Below are 14,407 nucleotides of genomic sequence, written 5' to 3' on the forward strand. Positions count from 1 at the left end.
GCCGTGCGAAACCCCGCCCGCTGTGCGGCGACCGCGGCCGCCGACCCCGCCGGACCGGCGCCGACGACAACGCACTCGAACTCATTGGCTCTGATAGTCACGATGATCCATTGTGGCAGAAGCGCCGGGCGAGAACACGCGACCCGCTACTGCGCATACACCCCGCCGTGGGCTACCGTAGGAAACGCACAACTCACGGACCTCTTAGCACCAAGGACGACACCGATGACCCACGGGATCCAACCGGCACCCCGCCACGACTTTTCCATGGACCTCGGGGACGCAGAACTAACGGCTCGAGTGGCCGAGGGGCTTGAAAAGTCCGAAAAGCTGCTGATGGAGCGCCTGTCAACCGGCGAAGATTTCATCGTGGATAAGGTAACCCACTTAGCGCTTGCCGGGGGCAAGCGCTTTCGGCCCCTCGTCGCGTTGCTGTGCAGCGAGTTTGGGCCCCACCCAGGCAGTGACAACGCCGTCAAGGGTGCGGTGATCACTGAGCTGGTCCACCTCGCCACGCTGTACCACGACGACGTGATGGACGAAGCCGACATGCGCCGCGGCGTGGAATCCGCCAACGCGCGCTGGAACAACACGGTGGCCATCCTCGCCGGAGACATCCTCTTTTCCCACGCCTCGTTGATGATGAGCGAGATCGACACCGAAACCGTCAGGCACTTCGCGGACACCTTCGGCCAGCTCGTCACCGGGCAGATGCGCGAATCCGTCGGAGCGCGCGGAGGGGACCCGGTCCAGCACTACCTGACGGTGATCCGCGAGAAGACCGCCGTGCTCATCGCCTCCGCCGCCCACCTCGGATCGCTCCACGCGGGGGCGAGCGCCGACGTAGTCACACGTTGCGAGACGATCGGCGAGGCCATCGGCATGATTTTCCAAATCGTCGACGACATCATCGACATCTTCTCCGACTCGGAGCAATCCGGCAAGACACCGGGCACCGACCTGCGCGAGGGCGTGTTCACCCTCCCGGTGCTCTACGCCCTGGAGGATCCTTCCCCCGCCGGCGAGCGGCTGCGCGGCATGCTCACGGGGCCGCTCGAGCGCGACGAGGACGTCGCCTACGCCATCGAACTCATCGGGCAGACCCAGGCGCGGCAGAAAACGCTCGACACCGTGCGCCACTACCTCAGCATCGTCGACGAGCAACTCGCTGAACTTCCCGACATCGCCGCGAACCGGGCGCTGCGCGACCTGTCGCAGAGCACCGTCGAGCGCGTCGGGTAAAAATGGCGGTTATGCTCGCGATTTGTTGACTGCCGCGGGCGTTGCTGTATTGTTGTTCACGCACTCGTTGAGTGCGCGCCAGGTTGCCCGAGCGGCCAAAGGGAGCGGACTGTAAATCCGTCGGCATTGCCTACAGAAGTTCGAATCTTCTACCTGGCACAACGAAGTGAACGTAACCCGCCCACCTCCGTCGTGGAGGTCGGGCGGGTTTCGTCGTTTTGGCGTGTCGGTGAGAGTGCCTTTTCGGGCCGGAAATGTGTACTGACCTGCCGATTTGTGCTGTCGCGCTATGTCGGGTTAATCTTTTCAAGGCTTCAAGGGCAGCGGGATGAAAAACGCCCACAACTTGAGAGGCTGCGCCCCCTTAGCTCAGTCGGCAGAGCGTCTCCATGGTAAGGAGAAGGTCAGCAGTTCGATTCTGCTAGGGGGCTCTGTTGTTTGTCGGGCTCAAAGCTCGGCGGACACATGGCGGTGTAGCTCAGTGGTAGAGCAAGCGACTCATAATCGCTGTGTCGAGAGTTCAATTCTCTCCATCGCTACTTCCCTTGACACTGGGGTGAAACCTCCGTGATAGGGTAGGCGTACTGTTAAGTCAGTGCCCAAGGGGCGTGGCGCAATTGGTAGCGCAACGGTCTCCAAAACCGTAGGTTGCAGGTTCGAGTCCTGTCGCCCCTGCCACAGTGTGAAGCAATAGGAGCTGTAGTGACGAACCCGCAAGGTCAGAACCCGGCCCAGCCGACCAGTAAGCGTCAGCTGCGCGGAGTTGCACCTGCAGCCCCCAGCAGGGAAACCACGCCGGCAAAGGCCGAGCCCACGGACAGCCCCGGTGCCGGCGTCGGCGCTTTCCCCGGTGAAGTTGTCTCCGAGATACGCAAGGTGATCTGGCCCACCGGGCGCCAGATGGTCAACTACACCCTGATCGTGTTCGCCTTCCTGATCGTCCTCACCGCCATTGTGTGGAGCGTGGACTGGGTCGCACGCTGGGGGATTGAACAAGTCCTCGTGCGTTAGTTATACTTCCTTCTTGTACACGTCCCGCCGCCTCGAAAAATCATCGAGGGCGGCGGGATAATTTGTTGGCTCGCACGCCTGCCAACCGGCCCGTCCCGTTGGTAGTCTGGGGCGCACAAACGAGTGATAGAGGAGAACTAGCCATGGCTGAAGACACCACCGGCAAGATTGAGAACAACGAGCAGGAGATGATCGACGAGGGTGCCCCCGTGACCCCGGAGACCGATCCTGAGGCGAAGGAAAACCAGGAGACTGGTGAGGCAGGTGAGACCGCGTCCGACTCCGACGAGGAGTCCGACAGACCCGGCGACGAGGCGGTCGACCGCGAGCTGATTGCGGAGACGAAGATGATCTCCGAAGGCGGCCCGGTGAACCCGGAGGGCGAACCTGAACTCCTGACAGAGGACGGGGAGGACTCCGGCGACTCCGAGTACCGTCGCCGCCTGCGTGAATACACCAAGGAACTGAAAAAGCTTCCCGGTCAGTGGTACATCATCCAGTCGTACTCGGGTTACGAGAACAAGGTGAAAACCAACCTCGACATGCGTATCCAGACCCTCGAGGTCGAGGAGTCGATTTACGATGTCGTCGTGCCCATCGAGCAGGCTATCGAGCTCAAGGACGGCAAGCGCAAGATTGTTAACCGCAAGTTGTTGCCCGGCTACGTGCTTGTGCGCATGGACATGAACGACGCTGCGTGGTCCGTGGTGCGCGAAACCCCCGGCGTGACGTCGTTCGTGGGCAATGAGGGTAATGCCACCCCGGTCAAGCACCGCGACGTGGCCAAGTTCCTTATGCCGAAGGAGCCGACCGTGGTCGGCGACGCCAGCCAGAAGTCCGCCGTCAACGCCGAGGGCGAAACCGTCATCGCGATGCCGGAGCAGGAGGTCGCGCCGAAGCTGGCGCACGATTACGAGGTCGGTGAGGCTGTGACCATCCTCACCGGTGCCCTGGCTACCGTGTCCGCGACGATCTCGGAGATCGATCCGGAGTCCGGCAAGATCCAGGCGCTGGTGTCGATCTTCGGCCGCGAAACTCCGGTCGAGCTCACTGCGGATCAGATCGAGCGGATCATGTAATCCGCGTTTTGCGTCTGAGCTGCCCAACAGCGTAAAGTCAAACGTCGCGCGTGCTTAGCATGCGCGACGTTTTTGTTCGTTATCCCCGGTGGCTCCCAACGCTAAGGGGGCATCCGGCAGGGCCCGTTATTCATCGTGGCGCGGCCCGGTACCAAGGAATTGAGGTAATCCGATGGCAAAGAAGAAGGTCACAGGCCTGATCAAGCTGCAGATCCAGGCGGGCATGGCCAACCCGGCCCCGCCGGTCGGCCCGGCACTGGGTGCGCACGGCGTCAACATCGTCGAGTTCACCAAGGCCTACAACGCCGCCACCGAGTCGATGCGCGGCGACATCATCCCGGTGGAGATCACCGTCTACGAAGACCGCTCGTTCACCTTCATCCTGAAGTCCCCGCCGGCAGCGAAGCTGCTGCTCAAGGCTGCGGGTCTGCAGAAGGGCTCCGGCGTCCCGCACACCCAGAAGGTCGGTTCCGTGACCTGGGAGCAGTGCAAGGAGATCGCCGAGACCAAGAAGGCTGACCTGAACGCCCGCGACATTGAGGCCGGCGCGGCCATCATCGCAGGCACCGCCCGTTCCATGGGCATCACCGTGGAGAAGTAGAAAAAACTCTTCTCTCTCGTGGCAGGGCCGGCCAGGCCCGCACCACAACTCCCCCCTTTAACTAGAAGGAAAAGGAATCCAACATGGCCAAGAAATCCAAGCGCTACAACGAGCAGTTCGCCAAGGTCGACCGCGACAGCCTGTACCACCCGCTCGACGCAGTCGCACTGGCGAAGGAGACCTCCTCCGACAAGTACGACGCCACCATTGATGTGGCAATGCGCCTGTCCGTGGATCCGCGCAAGGCTGACCAGCTCGTGCGCGGTACCGTCTCCCTGCCTAACGGCACGGGCAAGACCGTGCGCGTCGCCGTTTTCGCCGAGGGCGAGAACGCCACCAAGGCCGAGGAGGCCGGCGCAGACATCGTCGGTACCGACACCTTGATCGAGCAGATCAACGCCGGCCAGCTCGACTTCGACGTTGCTATCGCGACGCCGGACCAGATGGCCAAGGTCGGCCGCGTGGCCCGCGTGCTCGGCCCGCGTGGTCTCATGCCGAACCCGAAGACGGGCACCGTCACCCCGGATGTGGCCAAGGCCATCGCCGACGTCAAGGGCGGCAAGATCGCCTTCCGCGTGGACAAGGCTTCGAACCTCCACGCGCTGATCGGAAAGGCTTCCTTCACGCCGGAGCAGCTCGCCGAGAACTACGGCGCTCTGCTCGATGAGGTGATTCGTCTGAAGCCGGCATCCTCCAAGGGCATCTACCTGAAGAAGATCACCGTCTCCGCCACCCAGGGCCCGGGCGTTCCGGTCGATCCCTCCGTGCAGAAGAACTACGCCTCCAAGGCGTAAGAGTTCTCACGCAAAGGCCCCGCTTCGGCGGGGCCTTTTTCAGGCCCGGGGTGGAGGTAATCCCATTCGAGGGTAATTGGCAATTCGGTTCTTAAATGAAAACCGTTATCAGTAATATCCCACTTGTTTTCTGACAAGAAGGGAACCCTCCATGACCCATGAACGCGCCCGCTTACTCTACACGCGGGCATTTCTCGCGCTTGCATGCGCTGGGATTGCTGCTGCAGGAGCTCCTGCATTACCGCAAGCCAATGCCGATAGCGTCACAGTATCGGCAGCATCGACGTGCAGCCAGCCCCTGCAACCGATGATCAAGGATGACCGCACGGTCCCGGCCCAGTGGAAGGATCCCGCATCGATCGTCTTCGGCCTGGGCGACGCTGCCAAAGCGAACCTGCCCCAGGCAGTCGGGCCTGTTCCGGCTGGGACCGCGTGGATGGTGGGCGCCACCCAGCAGGCGGGTGTGCCGTGGATCGGCGCCAACACGCAGCACGAGTCCCTCGGCGGGAACACGTCGGTGACATGGTCGCTGACCGGATTCGAGGGCCCAGGTGAAATGATTGTGTTCACCCAGGGCTCGCTCGGCCAGATCGTCGGGGAGGAGTGGTTCCGCGCAAGCAACGGACAAGGCCAAGGCACGCACACCATCCCCGCGAACTCGCATGTCCACCCCTCCTGGGTGTTCAGCGCACCGGGTACGTACAAGGTCACGGTGCGTCAGACAGCGACGTCGAAAAGCGGCGAAAAGCTCTCGGGCTCTGCGCAGCTGACCTTTAACATCGGCGGGGCGGGCAACGCCGACGACGGCCACTTCGACCTCGGCTCCACTTTTGACCCGCAGGGCAGCTGCATAGGTGCCGCGGGCGGTGCCGGCTCGGCGGGACACGCGGGCCGCGACGGAACCCTCGCCGAAACGGGCACGACGGTGATGACGCTTCCCTTCGCCGTCCTGGGCCTCGGCATTATCGTGTTCGGTGCGGGCATGATTGCGCTCGACGCCCGGCTGCGCAACCGTTTGTTCGGCACCGCAGGCGGGCGGCAGTGAGTAAACGAGTGGCAGCTGCCGCGGCGTGCGCCGTGGCGTTGAGTGTCGGACTTGCGTCCGTGGGTGCTCCGAATGCGTTGACGGGGGCGTCGGCAAGCAGCGAAAAACTGCAAGTCGTGGCCTCGACATCCATTCTGGCGGACGTGGTGCGCAGCGTCGCAGGTGAGGCCGCCGACATCACGGGGCTCATGCCGTCCGGCGTTGACCCGCACACGTACGAACCGAGCCTGCACGCCACGCGCGACATCGCGTACGCTGACGCCGTATTTACCAACGGGCTACTCCTCGAGCCCCAGTCGCTGACCCGGACGGTCAACGCGACCGTTCGCCCCGGAGTGCCCGTCGTCGCGGTCGCCGAGGACGCACAGCGCTACGGATTCAGCCCGATCCCGCTCGTGGAGGACGCGAGCCTGGACACCGTCTGGCTCGGCCTGAAAGTAGTCACAAAGGGCGACCTGCCTCTGACGGCGGTCGCGGACTTCACGCTCACAGCAGCTGAGGGGCCGGGCGAGGCGTCGGCGTTCGTGCTGGGAATATTCGGCACCCCCGAGGTGCTGTTCAACACCCGCGACGGTATCGACACCGGTGATTCCACGACGCTGCCTGTCGACGCCCACACGCACGTCAGCTGGGCTTTTTCGGCGCCGGGAGTGTACACACTCACGTTCAGCTCCCAGGTGCGCGACTCCGTCGCATCGAAGGAAGTGCGCGACGTTGCGCAGGAGACGGTCACGGTCGTCGTTGGCGTCGACCCCGCACAAGCGGCGCCCGGTGCAACCGTCATCGAACACGGGCACGTCGACATCGCCACAGTGGTCGAGCCCCCGGCCGGGAAAATCGTGCTGCGGGGAGATACTCCGCCAGACACGGACCTGAACGACGCGGTCATCGTGGTGCCGAACACGACCCTCCAGCCGATCCCCCCGGAGCGGGCGTTCCGCTTCCTGGGCAATCCCGGCGACGAGACGTACCTTCTTCCCCAAGCCGTCCTGGGCCGGCACGTCCACGGAGAATTGGACCCGCACATCTGGCACGACGTGGCCTCGATGAAGGCGGTGGTCAACGTCGTGCGCGACACGCTGAGCTCGGCTGATCCCGCGCACGCGGACGTCTACGCAGCCAACGCGTCGGCGTACCAGTCGAAATTGAATGCGGCGGATGAGCAGATGCGCGCCGCGGTGGACAGCGTGCCACCGGCCAACCGCAACCTGGTGACCACCCACCACGGGTACTCCTACCTCGGCAGGGCTTACGGCATGACCATCGCAGGATCTGTCACCCCCAACCCGAGCGTGCAGGCCAGCCCCCGCGACCTGATGGCGCTGACGCGCACGCTACAGAACCTCGACGTGCCTGCGGTGTTTTTGGAACCCGAGCTGGTGGGCCGCTCCAACGAACTGACGGAGACAGCGGCGCATCTGGGAGTGCGGGTGTGCACGATCCGGGGCGATTCCCTCGACCCCCCGGGCACCGGCCCCGCGACGACGTACGTGGACATGATTCGCGCCAACGCCGAGCAGGTGGGCGAATGCCTGAAAGACCCGAAAGATCCGAAGGATCCACACGAAAGGACAACTCCATGGATGTGAAACTCGCGGCGTGCGCCGCGGCGCTGTTCTGCGCACTTTCCGCCGGCCCCGTCGGTACCACCGCCACCGCGTCAGCGCAGGTGGCGGACAAGGACCCGGCCCTGCAGCAGCAGGTGTCCGCCGAGGAGCGCATCGCGCCGGCGGGGGAGCGGACCGTTATCTCGGCGGGCCACGCCGACTTGGGTGCGACGTTCGTGGACGGCACGCTCGTCTTCCTCATGCGCGACGATTGAAGTGTGCCCCCGGTGTGGCGCCAGCTTGAGGACGTCGTGCTCGAGGTCGGCGACGAGGCACAGCAGACCATCCCGGAGGGCGGTGACTTCGACTTCACGGGCGCGAAGCCGGGTGAAGAGGTCTGGGTGATCCCGCAGACGGAGGTCGCCGGGGTGCCGTGGCTTGGATGGAACACGCAGGCCCCGCCCTTCTCGAGCACGCCGGGGCTGGAGTCAGCCTCGAACTCGGCGGGCATCAGGGCGCCGGCGACTTCAGCCTGTTCATCCAGCCCGGCGGCTTCCACCAGCCCCAGCAGCTGTGGAACTCGCGTCTCGACGGCGCGCAGCCGATGTGGGTCGAACCAAACACTCACACGCACGCCAACTGGGTGTTCACGGATCCGGGGGTGCACCTCGTCGGGGTCCGGGCGGTAGTTAAGGACAACGCCGGCGAAGTCCACACCGACGAGCAGGTGGTGCGCATCGCCGTCGGCGACGGAACAGATCCCGCCGAAGCGTTCGACGCCACCTTCGCCGGACCCGGCGCACCGTCATCCGCGACCGTACCCACTCTGACCGTCGCGATCGCGGTCGCCGCGGGAGGCATCGTACTCGCGCTGATCGCGTTCGCTGCCGTGCGGGCCGCGCGCGCGAAAAAGGGCGGGGTGTCATGAGTACCCCACTTCTCCGGGTCACCGACCTCAGCGCCGCCTACTACGAACGCCCTGTTTTCGAGCGGGTCAGCCTCGAGCTCTCGGAAGGTGAGTTCATCGGTCTCATCGGGCCCAACGGGGCGGGTAAAACCACCTTGATACGCGCCATCCTCGGGCTGGTCGCCGTCCGCGGCGGAACTGTCACGGTGAGCGGCCGCGAGGGATCCGCCGTGCGCGACATGGTCGGTTACGTGCCGCAGCGTCACGACGTGGCGTGGGATTTCCCGGTCGACGTGCGCTCCGCGGTGCTCAACGGCACCCTCGGGCAGCGGCCGTGGTGGCGCGGCCCGGGTGCTGAGCACGTCGCGGCCGTCGACGAGGCGCTCGCCGCCGTCAACCTCGATGATCTGGCCCTCCGCCCCATCGGCGAGCTTTCCGGCGGCCAGCGGCAGCGGGTGCTTGTCGCCCGCGCGCTGGTGCGGCGTCCCCGGGTGCTGCTTCTCGACGAACCCTTCACAGGCCTGGATATCCCCTCCACGGAGCAGCTGCTCGCGCTGTTCCGCGACCTCGTCGGGCAGGGCATTTCCATTGTCATGTCCACCCACAACATCGTCGAGGCCGTCGACTCCTGCGACCGCTTGATTCTGTTCCGGGGCGGCATCGTCGCCGACGGGACGCCCGCGGAGCTGGGGGACGCGGATCCGTGGATGGCGACGTTCGGGGTGGGCCCGCAATCCCCCTGGCTGCGCTCGCTGCGCAGGCATGTCTCGGAGGCCGCCCATGCCTGAGATCAGCTTTATGCAATTCCTTGCCGATGTCGCCAATCCCCAGCTCGCGTTCCTCCCGCGCGCGCTACTCGTCGCGGTCATTTCCGCAATCGTGTGCGCTGTCGTGGGCTGCTACGTGGTGCTGCGCGGTATGGCGTTCATAGGCGACGCCGTCGCCCATGCAGTGTTTCCCGGTATCGCCGTGGCGTTCGCTCTGCAGGCCTCGGTCCTGCTCGGCGGGGCGGTGGCGGGGGTGATCGTAGCGGTCGCCATCGCTGTGCTGTCGCAGCGCCGCCGTGTGAAGGAGGACACCGTCATCGGCATCGTCTTCGCGGCAGCATTCGCGCTCGGCCTGGTGGTGATTTCGCGGGTGGACGGCTACACCGCGTCGTTAAGCTCGTTCCTCTTCGGCTCACTGACGGGTGTGAGCGCGTCCGCCATCTGGGTCAGCGCCGTCGCGGGCGTGGTGATCGTCGCCGCCATGGTGCTGCTGAAGCCGTGGCTGGCCGCGGTGGCCCTTGACCGGGAAACCGCGCGCGCCATGAACCTGCCCGTGGCCGCCCTCGACCTGGCCTTGTACCTGTGTGTCACGGCTGCGGTGGTCATCTCCGTGCAGACGATCGGCAACATTCTCGTGCTCGCGCTACTGGTCACCCCGGCCGCGGCGGCGCGCCTGTACACCGACAACCTTTCCACGATGATGCTGCTCTCGGCGTCGATAGGCGCTGTCGGCAGCGTCGTCGGGGTGTGGCTGTCGTGGTCCTACAACTCACCCACCGGCGCGACCATCGTGCTGGCCGTCACCTCCATTTTCGCGCTCAGCTGGCTGTTCGTGCCGCGCCAGGGCGTGGTCGCCGAAAACCTCAGCGTGCGGCGCGCGCAACCCATCAAGGAGAACGTCTCATGAAACTCAACATTCTCGGCGCAGCAGTCGCCGCCGCATTCCTCCTGGGCAGCGCGCCGGCGGTAGCCCAGGCGCAGGAGACAACCGCGCCGGCACTGACGGAGAGCGGGCACAAGCCGGGAAACGTCGGCCACGGCGTGAACTTGCCGGCAGACACGACGTACACGACGGTGGACGGCGAGAGGGTGACGCACCCGTGCGCCGGTCGCAAACTGGTCTACCAGTCCCACAACGACGCTCTCTACGACACCCGCTACGGTGGCCGGATTCTGGCGGTCATGGCTGTCGACGGCCAGTAGGTCGTCGAGCAGGATGACGTCTGCTTCCGCCTCGCCCGCGACGCCGACGCCAAAGGCAACGAACTTTCGCGCATCGTGATCCCGGAGGAGCTGTCGTTCTTGGGCACCCCGGGCGACACTATCTGGGTTGCACCGCAGACGGTGAACTGGGCCCAGCAGTGGCGCCCCCTCTGGTCCGGTCTGGGCGCGTTCGATCCGGCGCACGAGTCGTCCACGGATGCAATCCCCACCACGTTTGTGGATGACACGATGCACTTCGACATGATCGATTTTAAGGGCCCCGGGGATATGCAGATCTTTTGCAAGAACGCGGTTCGCCCTCCACAACGCTTCTTCTCCAGCGCCGACCCCGCGCTGCACACCGTCGACTACAAGGTGGGTGCGCACGGTCACTTCAACTGGACCTTCACGAAGCCCGGTATCTACGCAGTTACCTGGCAAGGACGCGCGGAGCACGAGGACGGCCGAGTGGAGAAGTCGGTACCGGTAACCCAGTACTGGCTGGTCGGCGACGACCCGGATGTCGGCCTCCCGGAAGGCACGACGACCGAGCTGAACCCGGTAACCCGGCGCGTCGACGACCCCGCACCGCCCGCACCTGAGCCGAGCACGCCCACGACAAAACCGGCCCCAACTACCCAGCCGACCCAGCCGACGCAGCCGACCCAGCCGACGACCGGCACCGGGCGCTGCGACGCGATCGAGGCGCTGGCCACGAAGCCGAACGCCTTTATCAAGGCGGGGCACATGGACCTCGCGCTGGTAGACAACAATGGCGTGGTCACCGCCCAGCTTCACGACGACAGCGACACCCAGAATCCCGCCGCCCGCGAAAGCGGCACCTTCCTCTTCGAGGTCAGTGACGAAGCTCTGATAGATGTGCCGGCGTCACAGAAGGACTCTTTCCTCGGGGAGTTCGACCGGATATGGCTGCTCCCACAGGCACAGGACCAGAAGTTGCCGTGGCTTGGCTTCTCCACGATCGGTTTGTCCAACAGCAGTCTTCAGGAAGGATCGAAGGTCGAGGTAACGATGAAGGACGTGGAAGGCCCGGGACACATCCTCACCTGGCACGAGGATCTCACAGGCCTGGCCAAGGAGCTCGATTCCCGCGATCCGTCCAGCGGGATTTCCTACGGTCAGAACGTGCATAACCACCAGGCGTTCGGGTTTACCGCTCCCGGGCTCTACACGGCCACATTCGTCTACACCGGTGTCGCCGGGAACGGGACGCCGTTTTCCGAACAGTTGCGTGCAAGCTTCGCAGTGGGGCAGCAGGCGATCGCGGACGCGCGTGCGTTTAGGGAAGCCGATTACACCACGCTTCCCACCAAGGACGAGTGCACGGATGTCGTTGACGTGCCGGGAGGGGCGTCGGAAAGCGCATCGGCTACTTCTCTCCCGCAGGCCCTCGCCCAGGGGTTCCGCGAAATTGACAAGGCGCTGCAGAACCTCGGGAAGGAGGTGGGGCCAGTCGTGGCGAAGTTCAGTAAGCAGCAGGGCGCAGCAGGAAATAACACCGCCACCGACCAAAGCCAGACGTCGGCTCCGGGTGAGTTAGTTGCTCAGCCGCAAGCGGTCGCACTCGCGCAGGCGGCCCCTGCGCCAGCCAGCAATACCCAAGGCCGGGCCAGTGCCAGCCAGGGCGGAGGTAATCCGTCGGATGGTTCCGGCTCTAAAGGCACAGCAAGTTCCGGAGGCGGGGCGGCCGCGCCTGCTCCGGCGGGAAATAACTCCGGGGCTGCCTCTGCTGCACCAGCCGGCACTGAAAGTACAGGGGGCGTTGAAAGTGCTGAGGGCGCTGAGGGCGAGGACTCCACTGTGATCGCGGATGCCCCGTCAACCGGCTCCGGCTCAGGGGTCATTTCCTCAATCGGCGGCGCAGAGCCCGGAGCCTACGACATGGCGTCCAAGGGTGTGACGGCCGGCGGGTTCTGGGCGGGTCTCGCCTTCGGTATTGGCGCGATGGCATTGGTTGGTGGTGCGGTGCTGTTCGCCGCGGCGTGGCGTGTGCTGAGGGAAGTCCGTTCCCGCGGCGGCGATTTGGTGGGCGGCCAGCCGGTAAGCTAGGCTCACCAACTGAAGTTTGAACGGGGGAACACCCCCGAGCTCAAGTTTCACCGAAGACCGTCGGTCACTCTCGCTGAGAGTCGAAGGTTTCCCCTCCAGGGAACGGCCCACGCAGGAGAAACGTGGCCTACCTTGTGGCGCCTCGTGCTTCTGCACGGGGCGCTTTCGCTGTCGCAGGCGGGCGCGTCCCGGGCGGATTGTAGGACGTTAATTATTGGAAGGAGGCGTGTGTCATGGCAAACCCGAAGAATACTGCAGAGCTGGCTGTCCTCAAGGACAAGTTCCAGGAGGCGAGCTCCATCGTTCTCACCGAGTACCGCGGCCTTACCGTGGGTCAGCTCCAGGAGCTGCGCGGTGAGCTCGGTTTTGATGTCGAGTACCACGTCGCCAAGAACACCCTCGTCAAGATCGCCGCAAGCGAGAATGGCATGGAGGGTCTCGATGAGCTTCTGACCGGCCCGACCGCCGTCGCCTTCATTAAGGGCGAGGCAGTTGACGCCGCCAAGGTCATGAAGAAGTTCAACAAGGCTCACGACGCGTTCGTGATCAAGGGCGGTTACATGGACGGCAACGTCCTGTCTGCCGCTCAGGTTGATGCCATCGCTGAGATGGACAACCGCGAGACCACCCTCGCCAAGATCGCAGGCGCTTTCCAGGGTTCCTTGGCCAAGGCTGCCGGCCTGTTCCAGGCTCCGGCATCCAAGACCGCCCGCCTTGTCGCTGCACTGCAGGACAAGCAGGGCGAAGCCGCGTAACGCGCACCGAACATCTACATAGCACATCCCCGGGCCGGCTGGGTCGGCCCACAAAAGAAAGGAAGCCACAATGGCTAAGCTGTCTAAGGACGAGCTCATTGAGCAGTTCAAGGAAATGACCCTCATCGAGCTCTCCGAGTTCCTGAAGGAGTTCGAGGAGGTCTTCGACGTCACCGCTGCTGCTCCGGTCGCAGTTGCCGCTGCAGGCGCTCCCGCCGGTGGCGAGGCTGCCGCTGAGGAGGAGAAGGACGAGTTCGACGTCGTTCTCGAGGACGCTGGCGACAAGAAGATCGGCGTGATCAAGGCTGTCCGCGAGATCGTCTCCGGCCTGGGTCTGAAGGACGCCAAGGAGATGGTCGAGGGTGCTCCGAAGGCCATTCTCGAGGGCGCAAGCAAGGACGACGCCGAGGCTGCAAAGGCCAAGCTCGAGGAGGCTGGCGCGAAGGTTACCCTCAAGTAATCTCGCCGTACTCCACGCAGTGTGAAGCTCCCCGCCGGGTTTTCCCGGTTCGGGGAGCTTTTTGCTTGTCGACGCCCGCGGCGACTACCCGGTCAAAATCTTCGTAATCGTCCGGCGCAGGATGTCGGGGGAGAAGTCGGCCAGGCTCTTGAGAACCTTGTCGGTGGTGCTCACGCCGTGGTGGACCCGGAGCTTGTCGTAGAAGTTCGGGTCGGCGAACACTTTCTGGGCGACTTCGGCCACGTCGGAGGGTTCCAGGTGGACTCCGAGGGTCCGGATGGAACGGGCGTTGACTTCGGAGACCTTCGTCTTCGCCCACAGGGGAGCAAGATCGTGCACGCGGATCTTGTCTTTCGCCCACTCGAGGCTCAACGCCTCCGTCAGGCCTTTGACGTAGAACTTGGATGCGGAATAGGTCGAGATTTCGGGCTGGCCAAAGATGGCGGAGGCGGAGCCCATGGAGACCATGACGGAATCCTTCGTTTTCTTCAGGTAGGGGTGGCAAGCCTTTGCGCCGTAGCTGACGCCGACGCAGTTAATGTCCACGAGCCACTGGATGCGGTCGGGGTCTTGGTCCTCAATCCGGCCGTCAACAATCACGCCGGCGTTGTTGAAGAAGGCGTTGAGCTTGCCGCCGGTGTGCGAGGTGAAATCTTTGAGCGCGTTTTCCCAGTCCTCGAAGTTGCGCACATCGAGATGCCCGGTGATCAGCTGGTCCTCATCGAGGTCGAGATCGTGGTGCCATTCAGTTGGGACGATGTCGTAGCTGCCCACGATCCACCCCCGGTCGAGCATCTTTTTCGCCGTCTCCATGCCAATTCCGGAGGCGGCGCCGCTGATGAAGATAGATTTCTTTTGGTCAAGTAATTTTGCCATGCGAATAGTATAGATCTCCAAAGCGTCGTGTGTATATGGTGTTGGAAAGA

16 protein-coding genes, 4 tRNA genes and 1 pseudogene are annotated in these 14,407 nt (G+C 64.2%); 20 read left to right on the forward strand and 1 reads right to left on the reverse strand.

The features are described from left to right. Nucleotides 1-225 precede the first annotated feature (225 nt). The 20 genes and pseudogenes from HMPREF0298_RS01900 to rplL all read left to right on the forward strand — a co-directional run bounded on the left by HMPREF0298_RS01900 (nucleotide 226) and on the right by rplL (nucleotide 13,481). Nucleotides 226-1,242 carry a polyprenyl synthetase family protein gene (locus HMPREF0298_RS01900; protein ID WP_006839399.1) on the forward strand — a complete coding sequence of 339 codons (1,017 nt, stop codon included), beginning with the start codon at nucleotides 226-228 and terminating at the stop codon, nucleotides 1,240-1,242. A gap of 77 nt (nucleotides 1,243-1,319) precedes the next feature. After that, nucleotides 1,320-1,401 (forward strand) — tRNA-Tyr (locus HMPREF0298_RS01905). Nucleotides 1,402-1,600: 199 nt separating this feature from the next. Beyond that, nucleotides 1,601-1,673 (forward strand) — tRNA-Thr (locus tag HMPREF0298_RS01910). Between the two features lie 36 nt (nucleotides 1,674-1,709). Then, a tRNA-Met gene (locus HMPREF0298_RS01915) sits at nucleotides 1,710-1,781 on the forward strand. A 63-nt stretch (nucleotides 1,782-1,844) separates the two neighbouring features. Then, a tRNA-Trp gene (locus HMPREF0298_RS01920) sits at nucleotides 1,845-1,920 on the forward strand. A gap of 24 nt (nucleotides 1,921-1,944) precedes the next feature. After that, nucleotides 1,945-2,253: a preprotein translocase subunit SecE gene (gene secE / locus HMPREF0298_RS01925; RefSeq protein WP_006839400.1), complete on the forward strand. Its 309-nt coding sequence runs from the start codon at nucleotides 1,945-1,947 to the stop codon at nucleotides 2,251-2,253. 143 nt (nucleotides 2,254-2,396) lie between these two features. Beyond that, nucleotides 2,397-3,332: a transcription termination/antitermination protein NusG gene (gene nusG / locus HMPREF0298_RS01930; protein WP_006839401.1), complete on the forward strand. Its 936-nt coding sequence runs from the start codon at nucleotides 2,397-2,399 to the stop codon at nucleotides 3,330-3,332. Between the two features lie 172 nt (nucleotides 3,333-3,504). Next, on the forward strand, nucleotides 3,505-3,933 hold the full coding sequence (rplK, locus tag HMPREF0298_RS01935) for a 50S ribosomal protein L11 (protein ID WP_006839402.1): 429 nt from the start codon (nucleotides 3,505-3,507) through the stop codon (nucleotides 3,931-3,933). A gap of 83 nt (nucleotides 3,934-4,016) precedes the next feature. After that, nucleotides 4,017-4,727 (forward strand): 50S ribosomal protein L1, encoded by a 711-nt coding sequence (rplA, locus tag HMPREF0298_RS01940; RefSeq protein WP_006839403.1) that lies wholly within the window; start codon nucleotides 4,017-4,019, stop codon nucleotides 4,725-4,727. A 307-nt stretch (nucleotides 4,728-5,034) separates the two neighbouring features. Continuing rightward, entirely contained in the window at nucleotides 5,035-5,772 is a 738-nt protein-coding gene (locus HMPREF0298_RS01945) for a TIGR03773 family transporter-associated surface protein (protein ID WP_006839404.1), read from the forward strand. Nucleotides 5,773-5,849: 77 nt separating this feature from the next. Further along, entirely contained in the window at nucleotides 5,850-7,361 is a 1,512-nt protein-coding gene (locus HMPREF0298_RS01950) for an anchored repeat ABC transporter, substrate-binding protein (protein ID WP_006839405.1), read from the forward strand. Continuing rightward, nucleotides 7,352-7,594 (forward strand): hypothetical protein, encoded by a 243-nt coding sequence (locus HMPREF0298_RS12655; protein ID WP_006839406.1) that lies wholly within the window; start codon nucleotides 7,352-7,354, stop codon nucleotides 7,592-7,594. Before HMPREF0298_RS01950 ends, HMPREF0298_RS12655 begins: the two co-directional genes overlap by 10 nt. A 36-nt stretch (nucleotides 7,595-7,630) precedes the next feature. Then, a pseudogene (locus HMPREF0298_RS12865) lies at nucleotides 7,631-7,732 on the forward strand (choice-of-anchor M domain-containing protein); the annotation flags it as partial. 29 nt (nucleotides 7,733-7,761) lie between these two features. Beyond that, nucleotides 7,762-8,247: a choice-of-anchor M domain-containing protein gene (locus HMPREF0298_RS01955; protein ID WP_006839407.1), complete on the forward strand. Its 486-nt coding sequence runs from the start codon at nucleotides 7,762-7,764 to the stop codon at nucleotides 8,245-8,247. Further along, the gene (locus HMPREF0298_RS01960) at nucleotides 8,244-9,014 is read left to right on the forward strand and encodes an anchored repeat-type ABC transporter ATP-binding subunit (RefSeq protein WP_006839408.1); all 771 of its coding nucleotides are present in this window, start codon (nucleotides 8,244-8,246) and stop codon (nucleotides 9,012-9,014) included. Before HMPREF0298_RS01955 ends, HMPREF0298_RS01960 begins: the two co-directional genes overlap by 4 nt. Next, nucleotides 9,007-9,900, forward strand: a complete 894-nt coding sequence (locus HMPREF0298_RS01965; RefSeq protein WP_006839409.1) for an anchored repeat-type ABC transporter permease subunit — start codon at nucleotides 9,007-9,009, stop codon at nucleotides 9,898-9,900. Before HMPREF0298_RS01960 ends, HMPREF0298_RS01965 begins: the two co-directional genes overlap by 8 nt. Then, nucleotides 9,897-10,196 carry a hypothetical protein gene (locus tag HMPREF0298_RS11510; protein ID WP_006839410.1) on the forward strand — a complete coding sequence of 100 codons (300 nt, stop codon included), beginning with the start codon at nucleotides 9,897-9,899 and terminating at the stop codon, nucleotides 10,194-10,196. Before HMPREF0298_RS01965 ends, HMPREF0298_RS11510 begins: the two co-directional genes overlap by 4 nt. 75 nt (nucleotides 10,197-10,271) lie before the next feature. Further along, nucleotides 10,272-12,266, forward strand: coding sequence for a choice-of-anchor M domain-containing protein (locus HMPREF0298_RS11515; protein WP_006839411.1), 1,995 nt, complete (start codon nucleotides 10,272-10,274; stop codon nucleotides 12,264-12,266). Between the two features lie 233 nt (nucleotides 12,267-12,499). Further along, nucleotides 12,500-13,021, forward strand: a complete 522-nt coding sequence (gene rplJ, locus HMPREF0298_RS01975; protein WP_006839412.1) for a 50S ribosomal protein L10 — start codon at nucleotides 12,500-12,502, stop codon at nucleotides 13,019-13,021. 70 nt (nucleotides 13,022-13,091) lie between these two features. Further along, nucleotides 13,092-13,481: a 50S ribosomal protein L7/L12 gene (gene rplL / locus HMPREF0298_RS01980; RefSeq protein WP_006839413.1), complete on the forward strand. Its 390-nt coding sequence runs from the start codon at nucleotides 13,092-13,094 to the stop codon at nucleotides 13,479-13,481. Nucleotides 13,482-13,565: 84 nt separating this feature from the next. Here the strand turns inward: rplL and HMPREF0298_RS01985 are convergent, their stop codons facing one another. Further along, a complete protein-coding gene (locus HMPREF0298_RS01985) occupies nucleotides 13,566-14,357 on the reverse strand; it encodes an SDR family oxidoreductase (RefSeq protein ID WP_006839414.1) in 792 nt (263 codons plus the stop codon). Nucleotides 14,358-14,407 lie beyond the last annotated feature (50 nt).

The organism is Corynebacterium lipophiloflavum DSM 44291 (assembly GCF_000159635.1).
Classification (GTDB): Bacteria; Actinomycetota; Actinomycetes; order Mycobacteriales; family Mycobacteriaceae; genus Corynebacterium; species Corynebacterium lipophiloflavum.